The 17,692-nt window shown below is 60.8% G+C and carries 15 protein-coding genes; 13 read left to right on the top strand and 2 right to left on the bottom strand.

The genetic code is table 11. From position 1 onward, the window contains the following. Positions 1-57 precede the first annotated feature (57 nt). Positions 58-387, bottom strand: a complete 330-nt coding sequence (locus C4N23_RS00805; protein ID WP_112143382.1) for a GlsB/YeaQ/YmgE family stress response membrane protein — start codon at positions 385-387, stop codon at positions 58-60. Further along, the gene (locus C4N23_RS00800; RefSeq protein ID WP_181567049.1) at positions 384-1,079 is read right to left on the bottom strand and encodes an endonuclease III domain-containing protein; all 696 of its coding nucleotides are present in this window, start codon (positions 1,077-1,079) and stop codon (positions 384-386) included. Before C4N23_RS00800 ends, C4N23_RS00805 begins: the two co-directional genes overlap by 4 nt. A 179-nt stretch (positions 1,080-1,258) precedes the next feature. Between C4N23_RS00800 and C4N23_RS00795 the strand changes: the two genes are divergently transcribed. The 13 genes from C4N23_RS00795 (at position 1,259) to lspA (ending at position 17,692) form a co-directional block, all read left to right on the top strand. Continuing rightward, the gene (locus C4N23_RS00795) at positions 1,259-2,533 is read left to right on the top strand and encodes a replication-associated recombination protein A (RefSeq protein WP_097838642.1); all 1,275 of its coding nucleotides are present in this window, start codon (positions 1,259-1,261) and stop codon (positions 2,531-2,533) included. Positions 2,534-2,545: 12 nt separating this feature from the next. Further along, positions 2,546-2,935 (top strand): Fur family transcriptional regulator, encoded by a 390-nt coding sequence (locus C4N23_RS00790; RefSeq protein ID WP_097838643.1) that lies wholly within the window; start codon positions 2,546-2,548, stop codon positions 2,933-2,935. 98 nt (positions 2,936-3,033) lie between these two features. Continuing rightward, positions 3,034-4,416 (top strand): tRNA (N6-isopentenyl adenosine(37)-C2)-methylthiotransferase MiaB, encoded by a 1,383-nt coding sequence (miaB, locus tag C4N23_RS00785; RefSeq protein WP_112143378.1) that lies wholly within the window; start codon positions 3,034-3,036, stop codon positions 4,414-4,416. A gap of 72 nt (positions 4,417-4,488) precedes the next feature. Further along, a complete protein-coding gene (locus C4N23_RS00780) occupies positions 4,489-4,896 on the top strand; it encodes a YlbF/YmcA family competence regulator (RefSeq protein WP_055188203.1) in 408 nt (135 codons plus the stop codon). A gap of 114 nt (positions 4,897-5,010) precedes the next feature. Continuing rightward, complete coding sequence (gene mutS, locus C4N23_RS00775; RefSeq protein WP_112143376.1) at positions 5,011-7,626, top strand: DNA mismatch repair protein MutS; 2,616 nt, start codon at positions 5,011-5,013, stop codon at positions 7,624-7,626. A 33-nt stretch (positions 7,627-7,659) separates the two neighbouring features. Next, positions 7,660-9,834 carry a DNA mismatch repair endonuclease MutL gene (mutL, locus tag C4N23_RS00770; protein WP_112143374.1) on the top strand — a complete coding sequence of 725 codons (2,175 nt, stop codon included), beginning with the start codon at positions 7,660-7,662 and terminating at the stop codon, positions 9,832-9,834. Next, a complete protein-coding gene (gene miaA / locus C4N23_RS00765; protein ID WP_112143372.1) occupies positions 9,818-10,768 on the top strand; it encodes a tRNA (adenosine(37)-N6)-dimethylallyltransferase MiaA in 951 nt (316 codons plus the stop codon). Before mutL ends, miaA begins: the two co-directional genes overlap by 17 nt. A gap of 5 nt (positions 10,769-10,773) precedes the next feature. Next, positions 10,774-12,075 carry a biotin/lipoyl attachment domain-containing protein gene (locus tag C4N23_RS00760; RefSeq protein ID WP_242983686.1) on the top strand — a complete coding sequence of 434 codons (1,302 nt, stop codon included), beginning with the start codon at positions 10,774-10,776 and terminating at the stop codon, positions 12,073-12,075. 107 nt (positions 12,076-12,182) lie between these two features. After that, positions 12,183-12,647: a cell division protein SepF gene (locus C4N23_RS00755; RefSeq protein ID WP_055188194.1), complete on the top strand. Its 465-nt coding sequence runs from the start codon at positions 12,183-12,185 to the stop codon at positions 12,645-12,647. Next, a complete protein-coding gene (locus C4N23_RS00750) occupies positions 12,631-13,455 on the top strand; it encodes a YlmH family RNA-binding protein (RefSeq protein WP_112143368.1) in 825 nt (274 codons plus the stop codon). The genes C4N23_RS00755 and C4N23_RS00750 overlap by 17 nt, the downstream gene beginning before the upstream one ends. An 18-nt stretch (positions 13,456-13,473) precedes the next feature. After that, a complete protein-coding gene (locus C4N23_RS00745) occupies positions 13,474-14,280 on the top strand; it encodes a DivIVA domain-containing protein (RefSeq protein ID WP_097838649.1) in 807 nt (268 codons plus the stop codon). 38 nt (positions 14,281-14,318) lie between these two features. Further along, a complete protein-coding gene (gene ileS / locus C4N23_RS00740) occupies positions 14,319-17,114 on the top strand; it encodes an isoleucine--tRNA ligase (RefSeq protein ID WP_055188189.1) in 2,796 nt (931 codons plus the stop codon). Between the two features lie 101 nt (positions 17,115-17,215). Next, the gene (gene lspA, locus C4N23_RS00735) at positions 17,216-17,692 is read left to right on the top strand and encodes a signal peptidase II (RefSeq protein ID WP_097838651.1); all 477 of its coding nucleotides are present in this window, start codon (positions 17,216-17,218) and stop codon (positions 17,690-17,692) included.

The raw sequence follows: 17,692 nt of genomic DNA, 5'->3' as shown, positions 1-17,692 counted from the left end.
ACAAAAAAGCTCTCCCAAACGGGAGAGCAAATGCAGAGCGCTGACAGCTCCGGGAGATCAGCCCTTGAATAGCTTATTGTCCACCCAGATGCAGACGCAGGCGCCGAGGATGGAGATGACAAAGGAACTGAAGGACCCGGTGGCGTGGATGCCGACCATGCCGAACAGAAACTCGCCCACGAAGCTGCCCAGCACCCCCAGAACGGCGTTGCGGGCAAAGGATGTCTCGGTGCCCATAAAGCGGCCTGCGATGTACCCGGCCAGTGCGCCCACCAGTACGCCGATGACCAGCGAGACCAGCAGCCCCACAAGGGAGAACAGGCCCATCAGACAGCCGACGAAAGCGCAGATGAGGGCGATGACGATCAGGATCGAGAGTGTGATCATAATGAGACCTCCTTGGTTTGTGCCGCCTTCTGCTCCGCCGCATACCGGCAGATATCGTTCAGGCAGCAGTTTTTACATTCGGGTCTGCGGGCGTTGCAGACAGCCCGGCCGTGCATGACGAAGCGGTGGCACAGGTCGCTGCCCTCTTCGGGCGGGATGATCTTCCACAGCGCCATCTCCACCTTCTGCGGCTCCTTGATGCCGTCCACAAGGCCGATCTTATTGCACAGCCGGATGCAGTGGGTGTCGGTGACGATGGCGGGCTTGCCGAATACATCGCCCATGATGAGGTTCGCGCTCTTCCGGCCCACGCCGGGCAGGGCCAGCAGCTCCTCAAAGGTGGTGGGCACCTTGCAGTCGTACTTGTCCCGCAGCACCCGCATACAGGCTGAGATATCCCGCGCCTTGCTGCGCCCAAGGCCGCAGGGCTTGACGATGGCTTCGATGTCCTCCGGTTCGGCGGCAGCCAGTGCGGCTACGTCGGGGTACTTGGCAAACAACTCCTGCACCACGATGTTCACCCGCGCGTCGGTGCACTGGGCGGCCAGCCGCACGCTGACGAGCAGCTGCCATGCGTGGTCGTAATCCAAGGTGCAGCCCGCATCGGGGTATTCGTTTTTCAGCCGGTCAATGACCGTGAGCGCCAGCGCCTTTTTGGCGGAAAGATCCTCCGCCGGTGCCGTTTTGCCCATAGGAATCGCCTCATTTCACAAAAGAGTAGCTTGATAATACCATGTTTCGACAGTTTTGTAAATGAATTTTAAGCTATCTGAGAACCGTTTTCAAAAGAAGCGCTTGTCCTCCGGCAGAAAATGCGATATACTAAAGCTAAACAGGAAATTGTCGCAGATGGCAAAAGGAGGAATCCCCGATGAACGAACCGCTGGCGCAGCGCTTGCGCCCCAAAACGCTGGCCGAGGTCTGCGGCCAGCAGCATCTGCTGGCGCCGGGGCGGGTGTTCCGCCGCACCATCGAGAGCGGCCGCATCCCCAACATGATCTTCTACGGCCCCTCCGGAACCGGTAAGACCACCGTGGCCCGCATCATTGCGGAGAACAGCGGCATGACCCTCCACAAGCTCAACGGCACCTCCTGCGGCACCGGCGACATCAAGGCCGTGCTCAAGGACATCGGCACGCTGGCAGGGGCGGGGGGCATCCTGCTCTATCTGGACGAGATCCAGTACCTGAACAAAAAGCAGCAGCAGAGCCTGTTGGAGTGCATCGAGGACGGCAGCGTGACCCTCATCGCCTCCACGACCGAGAACCCTTATTTTTACATCTATAATGCGCTGCTGTCCCGCTGCACGGTGTTCGAGTTCAAATCCCTGTCGGCGGCGGATGTGGAGCGGGGGCTGCACAACGCGCTGGAAAAGCTCTCGGAAGCGGAGGGCGTGCCGGTCACGATGGATGCCGAGGCCTGTTCCTATCTCGCCGAGAGCGCGGGCGGCGACCTGCGCAAGGCGCTGGGCTGCCTCGATTTTGCCGTGACGGCCGCGCCGCAGGAGGCAGAGGGCAAGCATATCACCTTGGAAATGATCGAACAGGTCACCCGCCGCACTGCTATGCGCTACGATAAGGACGGGGACGATCACTATGACATCGTTTCTGCTTACCAGAAGTCGATGCGCGGCTCCGACCCGGACGCGGCGCTGCACTATCTGGCGCGGCTGCTGGAAGCGGGGGATCTGCCCTCGGCGTGTCGGCGGCTCATGGTCTGCGCGTGTGAGGATGTGGGCCTAGCCTACCCGCAGATCATCCCCATCGTGAAAGCGGCAGTGGATGCGGCCAACATGGTGGGTCTGCCGGAGGCCCGGCTCCCGCTGGCGGATGCCGTCATCCTCGTGGCGACGAGCCCCAAATCCAACAGTGCCCACGACGCCATCAACGCCGCCATCGCGGATGTTCAAGCCGGGCGCACCGGGCCCATCCCGCGCCAGCTCCAGAACAAGCATTTTGATGGCGAGGATGCCCTCGTCAAGGGGCAGAACTACAAATACGCCCACGATTACCCGAACCATTGGGTCGAGCAGCAGTATCTGCCCGATGTTTTGAAGGATACAAAATACTACACCTTTGGTGAAAACAAAAACGAACAGGCGGCCCGCGCCTACTGGGCCAAGATCAAAGGGGAAGACAAAGTATAAAAGGAGGAACTTATGCGTTATTCCAAACAGCGGGAGCTGGTTTTGCAGAAGGTGGAGGAACTCTGCGACCACCCCACCGCCGAAGAAATTTTCGATAAAGCGGCCCCGGAGTGCCCCGGCCTGAGCCTTGGCACCGTGTACCGCAACCTGAACAGTCTGGTGGAGGCGGGCAAGGTGCGCCGCGTTTCCATCCCCGGCAAGGCCGACCGGTTCGACCACACCCTGTGCTGGCACAGCCACCTGTACTGCAATGGGTGCGGCAGCGTCGTGGACGCCGATGTGGACGAAAAACAGGTGATGAAACTGGTCCGCAATCAGAAGGGCGTCGTCGAGGACTGCGCCGTGGTTTTGTTCGGCCTGTGCGAGGACTGCGCCCAAAAACAGGCCGAGAAAGCCGTCTGAACCCGAAAATTTCCTCCTTCCTACTTGCCCTTGGAGGCAAAACAGGGTATACTAAAAGGAGCTTTTTGAAAATATCGAACCGAAGGATGGTTTCATCATTGGAGTACATTGCATTTGAACATAACACTGCCGCCGCCGAACTGGTGCGCAGCGCATACGACACCCCGCCGCTGGCCTTCGTCCACAGCTACGGCTGCCAGCAGAACGTCAACGACGGCGAGCGCATCAAGGGCGTGCTGGTGGATATCGGCTACGGCCTGTGCGACAAGCCGGAGGACGCCGATCTCATCCTCTTCAACACCTGCGCCGTGCGTGAGCACGCCGAGCAGCGCGTCTTCGGCAATGTGGGTGCACTCAAGGGCCTGAAGGAAAAAAAGCCCGGCCTGATGATCGGCCTGTGCGGCTGCATGGCCAACCAGAAGCATGTGGTGGAAAAGCTGCGCCAGAGCTACCCCTACGTCGATCTGGTCTTCGGCGTGGATGGCATCGACACCCTGCCCCAGCTCATTGCCCAGAAGCTGCAAAAGCATAAGCGGGTGCTCATGGAGCCCGCCCAGCGCCCCGTCATCGTGGAGAACATCCCCATCCGGCGCGAGAGCGAGTTCCGCGCGTGGCTGCCCATCATGTACGGCTGCGACAACTTCTGCACCTACTGCATCGTGCCTTATGTCCGCGGCCGCGAAAAGAGCCGCAAGCCCGGCGATATCCTCGCCGAGTTCCGCGGCCTTGTGGAAGCGGGGTATAAGGAGATCACCCTGCTGGGCCAGAACGTCAACAGCTACGGCAAAGGGCTGGAAGAGAAGGTGGACTTCTCCGATCTGCTCAACCTGCTCTGCTCGGTGCCCGGCGATTACCAGATCCGCTTCATGACCAGCCACCCGAAGGACGCCAGCCACAAGCTGATCGACACCATTGCGGCCCAGCCGCATCTGTGCAAGCACCTGCATCTGCCGGTGCAGTGCGGCTCCAACGAGATGCTGCGCCAGATGAACCGCCGCTATACCGTGGAGCAGTACCTCGAACTCATCGAGTACGCCCGCAAGACCGTGCCCGGCATCACCTTCTCCAGCGACATCATCGTCGGTTTCCCCGGTGAGACGGAGGAGGACTTCCAAGGTACCCTCGACCTGATCCGGAAGGTCGGTTACATGCAGCTGTTCACCTTCATCTACTCCAAGCGCACGGGCACCAAGGCGGCAGAAATGCCCGACCCCACCCCCCGCAAGGAGAAGACGGACCGGATGAGCCGGCTGCTCAAGGTTCAGGACGAGATCGCCATGGATCTCGTCAAGGCGCAGGTAGGCCAGACCGTCCGCGTCCTCGTGGAGGGCTACGGCCGCAACGAGGGTACCCTGTCCGGCCGGTTGGACAACAACCTGACCGTGGAGTTCATCGCCGACCCCGGCCTGATGGGCCAGTATGCGCAGGTCCGCCTGACCGGTGCCCGCGCTACCGTCCTGCTGGGCGAACTCGAAGCCTGAGCTTTTCCCGCTGCGGCAGCAAAACCGGCTGCTGCACCTCAAAATAAACGAACATCAAAGGAGAACATTCTTATGGATTGCATCGACCTCTTCAAGCGTGCTGCTATGGCACTTCAGACCGACCCCCGCTACCTCGCCCTCGATCAGGCCCGCAAGCTCAACGACAGAGACGAAGAGCTGCAGAACATGATCGGCGAGTTCAACCTTGCCCGCATGGACCTGAACAACGAGATCGGCAAGACCGAGCGCAGCGATGCCCGCATCGCCGAGCTGAACGAGAAGGTCAACGACCTCTACGGCAAGATCATGGCCGACGAGGGCATGACGGCTTACAACGAAGCCAAGAAGGACTGCGAGAACCTCGTCAACTATATCGACGCCATCATCAACACTGCCATGAACGGCGGCGACCCCATGACGGTGCAGGAACCCAGCGCCTCCTGCACCGGCAGCTGCTCCACCTGCGGCGGCTGCCACTGACCCAGATGTGAAACGGAAAACGCGGCTTCGCTTTTGCAGGCCGCGTTTTCCTTGCAAAAGCGGTTACTCGCTGCAAACCCCAACAACAACGGAATGCAAGAAAGGTGGACTACCATGGCCGAACTGTCGCCCATGATGCAGCAATATCTGGAAATCAAAAATCAACACAAGGACGAGATCTTGTTCTACCGCATCGGCGACTTTTACGAGATGTTCTTCGATGATGCGCTGACCGCCTCGCGGGAGCTGGATCTGACGCTGACCGGCAAGCAGTGCGGGCTGGAAGAGCGGGCCCCCATGTGCGGCGTGCCCTTCCACAGCTACGAAAGTTATGTGGCCCGGCTCATCGCCAAGGGCTACAAGGTCGCCATCTGCGAGCAGATGGAGGACCCGGCCAAGGCAAAGGGCCTTGTCAAGCGGGATATCATCCGCGTGGTCACGCCGGGCACCGTCATTGAGAGCAGTATGCTTCAAGACGACAAAAACAACTACATTGCGAGTGTTTTCATCAAGAGTGATCAGGCGGGCCTCTGCTTTGCCGATGTCTCCACCGGCACGGCCCACATCACGGAGCTCAAGCGGGAAAAGATCGTTCCCGCCGTCATCACCGAGCTGTGCCGTTACCACCCCAGCGAAGTGCTGATGAATCCCGGCAGCCTCGACTGCCGGGAGCTGACCAATTACTTGAAGAAGAATATGCGCTGCTCCGTTGAACTTGTGGAGGAAGAACACTATGCCCCCGGCCTTGTGGCCATTGCGCTGGAAAACCAGTTCGGCCGCGATTGGGCCGCCAAGACCGGCATCAGCGAAAAGGGCAATGTCCGTTTCGCCATGGCGGCGCTGCTGGAATACCTCCACACCACCCAGATCAAGGGCGTGGAGCGCCTGAAGACGGTCCTCAGCTACAACGAAGCGCAGTTCATGCGCCTGTCGCCGGTCACGCGGGCCAATCTGGAGCTGACCGAGACCCTGCGCGGCCGCGAAAAGCGGGGCACCCTGCTCTGGGTGCTGGACAAGACCAGCACCGCCATGGGCAAGCGGATGCTTCGCAGCTGGATCGAACAGCCGCTGGTGTCCAGCCCCCTCATCAACCGCCGCCTGAATGCGGTGGAGAGCCTCGTGAACCAGACCGTCCAGCGCGGCGACCTCATCGAGGAGCTGCACTACATCTTCGATCTGGAGCGTATGATGACCCGCACGGTCTACGGTTCTGCCACCCCGAAGGAGATCTTCTCCATGGCGCAGACCTGCGAGCGTCTGCCGGGGCTGCGCCGTCAGGCCGAAAGCTGCAACTGCCCGGAGCTGGCAGAACTGGCCGCTCAGATCGACCCGCTGACCGACATCAAAGACAAGATTTATGCCGCAGTGGACCCGGAAGCACCTTCGACGCTGAAGGATGGCGGCGTCATCGCCAAGGGCTACCATGCCGAGGTGGATGAGCTGCGGGCCATCCGCGACAACACCAAGGGCATTCTGGCCCAGTTGGAGACCCGGCTGCGGCAGGAGACCGGCATTCCGAAGCTGAAAATTGGTTACAACCACGTTTTCGGTTACTTCATCGAAGTCAGCAACAGCTACAAAAATATGGTGCCGGAGAGCTACATCCGCAAGCAGACCCTGACCACCGGCGAGCGATACATCACGCAGGAACTCAAGGAGCTGGAAAGCAAAATTTTGGGTGCCCATGAGCGGCTCATCGCGCTGGAACACCGCCTGTTTGACGAGCTGCTGGAAAGCATCAGCGCCCAGCTCGACCGCATCCAGTGCACAGCCAATGCCGTTGCGGAGCTGGACGTGCTGGCAGCGCTGGCGCAGGCGGCGGCGGAAAACAACTACTGCCGCCCCACCGTGGACGACGGCGACGAACTGACCATCATGGAGGGGCGTCATCCGGTGGTCGAGCAGATGCTGAAGGGGAGCCTTTTCGTCCCCAACGACACTGCCCTCAACTGCTCGACGGATCGCTGCCTCATCATCACCGGCCCCAACATGGCCGGTAAATCCACGTACATGCGCCAGAATGCACTGATCGCTCTGATGGCGCAGATCGGCTCCTTCGTCCCGGCTAAGGAGTGCCGTGTGGGTGTGGTGGACGCCATCTTCACCCGCATCGGCGCGTCGGATGATCTGTCCGCCGGTCAGTCCACCTTCATGGTCGAGATGACCGAGGTGGCGGAAATTTTGAGGAACGCCACTGCCAAGAGCCTCGTCGTGCTGGACGAGATCGGCCGCGGCACCTCGACCTTCGACGGCATGAGCATCGCCCGCGCCGTGGTCGAACACATCACAGACCCGGCCAAGGGGCTGGGGTGCAAAACGCTCTTCGCCACCCATTACCACGAGCTGACCGACCTTGAAGGCACCATCGACGGGGTGAAGAACTACAACATCGCGGTCAAGAAGCGCGGCGAAGATATCACGTTCCTGCGCCGGATCATTCGCGGCCCCGCCGATGACAGCTACGGCATCGAGGTGGCAAAGCTGGCTGGTCTGCCCGGCAGCGTGACCCGCCGCGCCCACGAGGTGCTGCGTGCACTGGAAGCCACGGCTCCCAAGAACAAGGTGGAGCAGATGGACTTCGACGCATTGCAGGAGTACACTTCGCCCGCCGTGCCCAGCGAGGTGCTGGAAAAGCTGGAAACGCTCGATGTGGAGACGCTGACGCCCATCGAAGCGCTCAATTTCCTGTACGAACTCAAAAAGACCTTGAAGGGCAGCCTGAACGGCTGAACCCGAACACGATAAAAAGGGGAGGGAGATCTTATGGCAGTCATTCACGTTTTGGACAAGCATACGGCGGAACTGATCGCCGCCGGTGAGGTCGTTGAGCGGCCCGCGTCGGTGGTCAAGGAGCTGCTGGAAAATGCCATCGATGCCGGTGCAGCGCAGATCACTGTGACCATCGAATCCGGCGGCGTCAAGCTGATCGAGATCAGCGACAACGGTTCCGGCATCGAGGCGGAGTACATCCCCACGGCTTTCATCCGCCACGCCACCAGTAAAATTCAGACGGAGGACGACCTAAACCATATCCATACCCTCGGTTTCCGCGGCGAGGCACTGGCTTCCATTGCCAGCGTGGCGCGGGTGGAGGTGCTGACCCGCACCGAGGCGGACGAATGCGCCTCGATCTACCGCATCGAGGGCGGTGATGCCGCCCCCATCGAGCCGGGTGCCCGCAGCGTCGGCACTACCATCCGGGTGAAGGACCTCTTCTATAACACCCCCGCCCGGATGAAGTTCCTAAAAAAGGATTCCAGCGAGGGCACCTTCGTGGCCGATACGGTCGCCCATGTGGCCCTCAGCCACCCGGAGGTCAGCTTCAAATTTGTCCGCGAGGGGAAACTGCAGTACGTCACCCCCGGTGACGGCCAGCTGCGCAGTGCGGCCTATGCCGTTCTGGGCCGGGAATTCAGCCGTGACCTCATCGAGGTGGACAACCGGGAGGGCGTCTACCGGGTGTGGGGCCTCATCACCCAGCCCAAGAGCTGCCGCGCCAGCCGGAGTATGCAGTACTTCTATATCAATGGCCGCTATGTCCGCAACCGCACCATGATGGCGGGCATGGAAATGGCCTTCAAGGGCACCACGATGCAGGGCAAGTTCCCCGGAGGAATCTTGCTTCTGGAAATGCCGTCGGACCTCGTGGATGTCAACGTTCACCCGGCCAAAACGGAAGTCCGCTTCGCCCGCGAAAACGATATTTTCGACCTCGTTTACCATGCGACCAAGCTCGCGCTGGCCCAGCCGGGTACCGGCGAGCGGTTGTTCACCTTCGACGAGTCAAAGAATGAGAAGAACAACGAAAAATCCAACAATTCAACAAACGATGATATTTTGACAGAAAATGCTGTAAAGAAGAATAACTTTACAGGGCTTTCTGCCATCATTCCGGGCCAAGCAGAGCCCGGAACGCTGGAACATCACCACGAAACCGCCCCGGCAGCCCCTGCCGCAGCATCGACACCCACAATGGCTTCTCAGCCGACCCCGCCGGTGCGCCCGGCTGCGGCGGAAAGCCGCCCGGCCGCCGGGAACACTTCCGCTTCCGCCCCGGCTCATACATGGACAACGGTTGCATCCTCGGCTCCGCTGAACCCGGATGTCAGCCTCCACAGCCCGAAGCAGCCGGAAGAGGAAGAGCCGGCCTTGGAGAGCGCTCCGACATTCCGTGCCGCTTCCAGCGAAGCCCAGCTGGACATTGAGATGGAAGGCGAAGAGCCCGCCGCGCAGGATCACATGGCTGCGTGGACTCCGACCCCGCAGCCGGAAGCGCCGACCGAAGGAGCTGCCGAGGAAGCCGATTCCTTTGGCGCGACACCTGCCGGGACGCCGGAGCAGATGGGGTTCGATGTCCAAGAAGGGCCGGAAGCCCTCCGCTATGTGGGCGAACTGTTCAAGACCTATATCCTCGCCGAGCGGGGCGATGAGGTCTGCATCATTGATAAGCACGCCGCCCACGAGCGCCAGCTTTTTGAGAAGCTGGCCGCCAACTACGGCGATGTTCCCAGCCAGCTTCTGCTGGAGCCGGTGGTGGTGGAGCTGTCGGCGGAGGAGAAGACCGCCCTGCTGGCCAACACCGATCTGCTGGAAAGCACGGGCCTTGAGATCGACGATTTCGGCGGAAGCACGGTCCTCCTGCGTTCCGTTCCGGCGGATGTGGAGCAGGGCAGCGCGGAGGACCTGCTGGTGGAGCTGGCCGCAAAACTGGCCAAGGGCAGCCGCGACGCTCTGAACGAAAAGACCGAGTGGGTGCTCCACTCCATTTCCTGCCGCGCGGCCATCAAGGCGGGCGACCACACCTCCCCGCAGGAGCTGATGGCACTGGCCGAGAAAATTTTGTCCGGCGAAGTGCCGCCCTTCTGCCCCCATGGCCGCCCCTGCGTCCTCAAATTGACCCGAAAGGAGCTGGAAAAGCAGTTTGGCCGAATCGTTTGAGAAAAAACATCCTGTCCTCGCGGTGGTCGGCCCCACGGCCACCGGCAAAACGGCGCTGGGCGTCGCGCTGGCTGAGCGGTTTGGCGGCGAGATCATCAGCGCGGATTCGATGCAGATCTATAAGGACCTTGATGTCGGCACCGCCAAGGTGACCCCCGAAGAGACCCACGGCATCCCGCACTACGCAGTGGACCTTCTGGAACCGGACCAGACCTTCAGCGTGGCGGACTTCACGGCGCTGGCGGCGAGGCTCGAAGCCGAACTCTCCGCCCGCGGCAAGCTGCCCATCTTGGTGGGCGGCACAGGGCTGTATGTCCAGAGCTTTCTGTATGGGGTGCGGTTCACCGCCGAAAAAACGCCGGACGGGCTGCGGGAGCAGCTGGCTGCAGAACTGGCCGAAAAGGGTCCGGCTGCCATGTACGAGGAGCTGAAACAGGCCGACCCCGAAGCGGCTGCGGTCATCCACCCGAACAATCAGGTACGGGTGCTGCGTGCACTGGAACACTACCGTGCCACCGGCAAAAAGCTGAGCGAACAAAAGGCAGGATCCCTCCCGCCGGAGCGGCCCTACCGCTCGCTGGTGCTGGGGCTGGATTTTCCGGACCGCGCCCAGCTTTACGCCCGCATCGACCGGCGGGTGGACAAGATGATGGAAGCCGGGCTGCTGCGGGAAGCACAGCTCGTTTATGCGAACCGTGACCGCTTCAAAACGGCGGCACAGGCCATCGGCTATAAGGAGTTCTTCCCTTACTTTGAGGGAGCGGCTGAACTGACGCCCTGTGTGGACAAGCTGAAACAGGCCTCCCGCAACTACGCCAAGCGCCAACTGACATGGTTCCGCCATATGGACGGCGTGGTCTGGCTGGATGCCTCTGCGCCGGACGCTGCCGCCCGCGCGGCGGCGCTGACCCAAGAATTTATCGCGAAAGGATGAGCAGGATGCAGGAAAAACGCGAATTGCCCGGTGCGCTGAAGACGCTGGCGGGTGTCGTGATCGTCTTTTTGCTGCTGGCGACGGGATATGTGATCTATCAGGCGGGGCAGGTGCTGCTCCCGCCCAACACCTACGAGACCGCCCTTCTGGCCACGGTGGAGGACACTGTGGACGCCGAGGGCGTGCTCCTGTTCGACGAAAGCTACGTGGCAGGGGATGGTACGCTGGGGTATCTGGTGGCCGACGGTGAGCGCGTCTCGGCGGGCACAGCGGTGGCCGAAGTGTACAGCGACGCCTCTCAGGCTGCGCTGCGCCAGCAGCTGACTCAGTTGGGCGACCAGATCGACCTGCTGCAAAAATCCCAGAACACCACCTCTGCCCAGATGGAAACGCTGCGGAAAGACCGTTCCGCTGCGCTCTATAACTTGATGGATTCGCTGGACACCGCCGATTATGAGGATACGGACGCAGAAAAAGAGGACTACCTGCTGGCCCAGAACAAGCTCTGGGTCATCACCGGGGAAGTGTCGAGCTTCTCGGACCAGATCGCCGCGCTGGTGCAGCAGATGTCCAGCGTACAGGCCCAGCTTGGCGCTCCGACCCAGATCACGGCCCCGCAGACCGGCTATTTCATCCGCTCGTCCAGCTCCGGCCGCCTCAACGCGGGGATGGAGGATATCCTTGCCCTCGGCGCGGTGGACCTGAAAGCGTACATCGAGTCCTCGCCGGAGATCGCGCTGGACGGCTGCGCGGGGAAGATCGTCTCCGGCTTTACATGGTACTATGCGGGCATCTGCTCGGCCAAAGAGGGCCAGAAGCTGCTGGGCACGGATGGCAGACCGCTTCGCTCCGGTGTTGAGATCCGCTTCCCCGGTCAGGCCGAAACGCCCCTCAAGGCCACCCTCCAAGAGGTGAACATCGACGAGGAGAACGACCTGACCCGCTTCGTCCTCTCGTGCGAGGTCATCAACGGCGATGTGCTGCGGCTGAACAAGGCCAACGCACAGATCATCGTAGGGGAGAGCACCGGTCTGCGCATCCCGGCCTCCGCCGTCCATTACCTCAAGGACGACGGCTCCGAGGCCGAGGGACAGGGCGAAAATTACATCCCCGGCGTCTACGTCAAGTACGGCAACCTCGCCCGTTTCTGCAAGATCGACCCCGTGGATGCCGACCACCCGCAGGTGCAGGACGGCGATCATCTCATCGTTTTGCCCAGTGGAACGGTCGGTTCGGTCAGTCAGGTTCGCCTTTATGACGAGATTATCGTATCCGGACAAAATTTATACGATGGAAAACTTTTGTAGTTATTGACATCTGCGGCAAAAAATCCGATAATAGTAGAAGCTATTTGCATCTCTTTGCAAAATCAGCCGAGGCAGCGCAAGCCGCCCGAATGAAAGGAGCAGTTTCTATGTCTTTTGTGGATAGTCTGAAAAAAGGCCTTTTCGGCAGCGAGGACGAGTACGACGATCAGTACATCGACGACGGCCCCCAGATGGTGAACAACAACAACGGCCTTGGCATCGGTGCGGATGATGAGGACGAGGACCCTGCAGAGGGTGCCCCCAAGAAGAACAAGGTGGTCAACATCCATGCCACCACCCAGCTCAAGGTCGTTCTGGTCAAGCCGGAGCGCTTTGAGGACGCCAGCACCATTGCAGACCATTTGAACAACAAGCGCACCGTGGTGCTGAACCTTGAATCCACCAATAAGGAAGTTTCCCGCCGTCTGGTCGATTTCCTTTCCGGCGTCGCCTACGCCAACAACGGTCAGATCAAGCGTGTGGCAAACAGCACCTTCATCATTACCCCCTACAACGTCGATATCATGGGCGACCTGCTGGACGAGCTGGAGAACAATGGCGCGTTCTATTGATCCTGCCCTAAAGGCCGTGCGGGGGTTCGTCCCCGCGCGCACCGATGAAGAACGATACCTCATGCGGCACATCGAGGATCTTGCCCGCACGGCGGAAAGCCGCGGCATCCCGCGGTATTCCGGCTTTTTGAGCGACCGGGAGCAGGATCTTGCCAAGGCGGCGCTCAACCGCGCCGAGGTGCCGGAGGCCGACTATCATTTCGAGGGCGGCTGGCCCGGCGCGGAGCGCAAGCTGCTCTGCATCGAGCCGGAGGGCAGTTGGACGGACAGCCCGCTGTGCTGCGTCCGGCTGGACTGCCGGGCTCTGCCGGGGGCTGCACTGCCCACCCACCGGGACTACCTCGGCAGCCTGATGGGGCTGGAACTCAAGCGGGAGGCGCTGGGCGATATCGTCCTGCCGCCCGATGCGCCGGGTACAGCTTACGTCTTCGCGCTGGAACCGGCGGCGAAGCTCATCTGTCAGGAGCTGTGTCAGGCGGGCCGCACCGATCTTTCCACCACGCCCATGGAGCCGGATGCCCTTCCGGCGTTCCCACAGGCGGAGCGGACGCTGCAAACGGCGACCGTTTCCTCCCTGCGGCTGGATGCGGTGCTTGCGGCGATGCTCCGCTGCAGCCGCGGTGCGGCGGCGGAGTTGGTCACGGCCGGGCGGGTGGAGATCAATCATCTCCCCGCCGAGAGCGTCCATGCGCCCGTTTACGAGGGGGATGTCTTCACCGTGCGGGGCAAGGGCCGCTTCGGGCTGACGGCACTGCCCGGAAAAAGCAAAAAAGACCGATCAATCATCGAGTTTTTTCAGTATGAATGATAACAGGAGGAAACTACTATGCTGACCCCGCAGGACGTGCGCAGCGTTCAATTTGAAAAAAACCTCCGCGGCTATCGCACCGAAGATGTGGACCGCTTCTTGGACCGAGTCGAAGAGCAGCTCAAGCAGGACGATACGCTGGCAGAGGAACTCCGCAAGCAGATCGCGGATCTGACGGCGGAGAACCAGCGTCTCCACAAAGAGATGGAGAACTATGAGGCGGACGGCGATATGCTCAAGAGCGCGCTCATCAACGCGCAGCGGATGGGCGAGAATGTCATCCGCGAGGCAAACCAGAAGTCCGAGGAGATCCTGCATCGCGCAAATCTGCGCGGTGATGATATTATCCGTGATGCCAACGAGCTGCTGCAGAAGGCCAGTGACCGCGCGGATGAGATCATCAACGAAGCAAATGAGAAAAAACTTGCGGAGGAGCGCGAGTATGACCGCGTTCGTCTGGAAGTGACCCGCTTCAAGTCCGATGTGCTGAACCTCTACCGCAGCCATGTGGAGTCCCTGAGCCGTCTGCCCGAATTCCAGAAGGAAGAGACGGCCGAGGCCGAGCCCGCCGTGGAAGAAAAGGCTGAGGAGACCGCTGCCGCTGCCCTGACCGAGGAGATCGAACAGGCCCAGCCGGAGGCCGAGGCTGCCCCCGCCGAGGAGGAAGCTGCCGAGGACGACAAGAGCGAGGACTTCTGGGAGAAGGACGAGAGCCAGCTCAAGATCAAGCTCGACCCGTCTCAGGCCCCTGTCGGTGCGGACGAGGAAGAGGAACCCGCAGAGCCGGACTATGCCGCGTTCAAGGGCGTCAAGTTCAGCGAGTGATCCCAAGCATTTTAGTAAATTAGAGGAGTGTGTAACCATTGGCTAAGAATAAGTCTCAGTACGACAGTACGTTGAATCTGCCCAAGACTCTGTTTGAGATGCGTGCAGGTCTGCCCAAGAAGGAGCCTGTGATGCTCAAGGACTGGGAGGACAACGACCTGTACAACAACCTCATCAAGCACAACGACGGCAAGCCCAAGTTTGTCCTGCACGACGGCCCTCCGTATGCAAACGGCAACATCCACATGGGCACGGCCCTGAACAAGATCATCAAGGATATCATCATCCGCGACAAGAACATGGAGGGCTATCAGGCTCCCTATGTGCCCGGCTTTGATACCCATGGTCTGCCCATCGAGCTGAAGGCTCTGTCCTCCGTCGGCGAGAAGAAGAAGGACATCTCCAAGCTGGAGCTGCGCCAGATCTGCGAAAAGTTCGCCACTGAGCACATTGACATCATGAGCGACCAGTTCAAGCGTTTGGGCGTCATCGGCGACTTCGAGCACCCCTATCTGACCCTGAAGCCGGAGTTCGAGGCACGCCAGATCGAGATCTTCGGCGAGATGGCCAAGAAGGGCTATATCTACAAGGGCCTGAAGCCCGTGTACTGGTGCCCGGACTGCCGCACCGCTCTGGCTGAGGCTGAGATCGAGTACGGCGAGGACGACTGCGATTCCATCTTCGTCCGCTTCCACGTCACGCAGGACCCCAACGGCGTGCTGGCAAAGCACGGCATCCCGATGGATAAGACCTACTTCGTGATCTGGACCACGACCACTTGGACCCTGCCCGCCAACGAGGCCATCTGCCTGAACGGTCAGTTCGAGTATTCCTTCGTCAAGATCGGCGAGGAGTATCACATCATGGCCACCGAGCTGGTCAAGAGCGTCATGGACGCTTGCCATATCACCGAGTATGAGGTGGTGGGCGAGCCGGTCAGCGGCGCAGAGTTCGAGCTGATGCGTTATCAGCACGTCTACCTGCCCAAGGAAGGCTGGGTCATCCTTGGCGACCACGTCACGCTGGAAAGCGGCTCTGGCTGCGTCCACACCGCTGGCGGCCACGGCGTCGATGACTTCAACGTCTGCCAGAAGTATCCGCAGGTGCCCATCACCGTCCCCGTGGACGATGGCGGCTACCTGACCGACCTCGCCGGCAAGTACGCCGGTCAGCGCGTCTGGGCGGCCAACAAGACCATTCTGGCCGACCTGACGGAGTCCGGTGCCGTCATGGGTCAGGTGCACATCAAGCACCAGTATCCGCACTGCTGGCGCTGCCACCACCCCATCATCTTCCGCGCCACCGAGCAGTGGTTCTGCTCCGTGGCCAAGTTCCGTGAGGATGTTTACAAGGCCATCGACACCGTGCAGTGGATGCCCGATTGGGGCCACGACCGCATGAAGGGCATGGTTCGCGACCGCAACGACTGGTGCATCAGCCGCCAGCGCACTTGGGGCGTGCCCATCCCGGCCTTCTACTGCAAGAAGTGCGGCGCTTACCATATCACCGATGCCACCATCAAGGCCGTCAGCGAGCTGTTCCGCAAGGAGGGCTCCGACGCTTGGTATAAGTACGAAGCCGAGCAGATCATCCCCGCAGGGGAAGTCTGCGAGAAGTGCGGCGCTTCCGAGTGGATCAAGGACACCGATATCATGGACGTCTGGTTCGATTCCGGTTCCACCCACGCCGCCGTTCTGGAGGAGCGCCCGGAGCTGAAGTTCCCGGCCGATATGTATATGGAGGGCGGCGACCAGTTCCGCGGCTGGTTCCAGTCCAGTCTGCTGACCAGCGTTGCCTCCAAGGGCTGCGCACCGTACAAGTCCGTTCTGTGCCACGGCTGGGTCGTGGACGAGCAGGGCAAGCAGATGCACAAGAGCGCCGGCAACGGCGTGGAGCCCAGCGAGATCATCAAGGACTACGGCGCCGATATCATCCGCCTGTGGGTCGCTTCTTCCGATTACACCGTCGATGTGCGTGCCGGCAAGAATATCTTCAAGCAGTTGAGCGAGGCATACCGCAAGATCCGCAACACCGCCCGCTTCATTCTGGGCAACCTCGACGGTTTCGATCCCAATACCGACTGTGTCGCCGACGACCAGCTGCAGGAGATCGACCGCTGGGCACTGGCCGCGCTGGACGATCTGATCGTCAATGCGCATAACGGCTATGCGGTCTATGACTTCAACAAGGTCTACCACGCCGTTTACAACTTCTGCGTCGTGGCCATGTCCAACTTCTATCTGGACGTCACCAAGGATCGCCTGTACTGCACCAACGGCGCAGCCCGCCGCGCAGCACAGACCACCATGTACAAGATCCTCGTCGCTCTGGACAAGATCATCGCCCCCATCCTCTGCTTCACCAGTCAGGAGATCTGGGACTTCCTGCCCAAGACCGAGGGCATGAACAAGTACGTCGTCTTCGAGGATATGCCCAAGGCGGGCGAGTACGCAGCCGACGACGCCTTCAAGGCCAAGTGGAATCAGCTCATCGCTGTCCGCGACGAGGTCAAGAAGGTGCTGGAACAGGCCCGTGCCGAGAAGACTATCGGTGCTTCGCTGGAAGCTTCCGTCACCCTGTACTGCGGCGATGCCGTCTATGACCTGCTGAACAGCATCCCCATGGACGAGCTGGCCGACCTGATGATCGTCTCCCACGTGGAGCTGGTCAAGGGCGAGGGCGGCGCTGCCTCCGCAGTCGAGGGTCTGGGCATTGCTGCTGCACACGCCACCGGCGACAAGTGCGAGCGCTGCTGGAAGTACTCCGCAGACATCGGCACCCACCCGGCTCACCCCACCCTCTGCGCGCGCTGCGCAAGCGTGGTCGAAGGCTAAGCAAAAACTTTTGAACGCTGCGGCGCTCCTTTCGAGCAGGGGAGCGCCGCTTTTTGGTATCAGAAAACCGGCGGGCCCTTCCGCCGTTGGGAGGATTCGTTATGGCATTTGTTATCTTCAATCTGCTGTGCGTGGCGGCGCTGATCGGCGCAGATCAGGCCATCAAGGCGTGGGCGGTGAGCGTTTTGCAGCCCGTAGGGGCTATGCCGCTGATCCCGCATGTGGTGGAACTGCGGTTCGTGCTCAATCAGGGCATGGCGTTCAGTCTGCTCAGCGGCAAGCAGCTGTTTCTGATCATCGCCACCAGCGCAGCGCTGCTCCTCGTGGCCTACTGGCTCTTCTTCCGCAGCCGGAACAACCGCTTGCAGCAGGCAGCACTGATCCTCGTGCTGGGCGGCGGCATCGGCAACCTGATCGACCGGGTGCTGAACGGCGAGGTCGTGGATTATATCAACGTGCTGTTCATGCGCTTCGCCGTCTTCAACTTCGCGGATATCTGCGTCTGTGTGGGCGTGGCGCTCTGGGTGCTGGTCATCTTTCTGGAGGAGCTGCACGAGGACAGCGCAAAGGAGCAGTGA

This window comes from Faecalibacterium hattorii (genome assembly GCF_003287455.1).
GTDB lineage: Bacteria > Bacillota > Clostridia > Oscillospirales > Ruminococcaceae > Faecalibacterium > Faecalibacterium hattorii.
The sequence above is the reverse complement of the archived record's forward strand: the minus strand, read 5'-3'. Positions and strand labels throughout refer to the sequence as shown.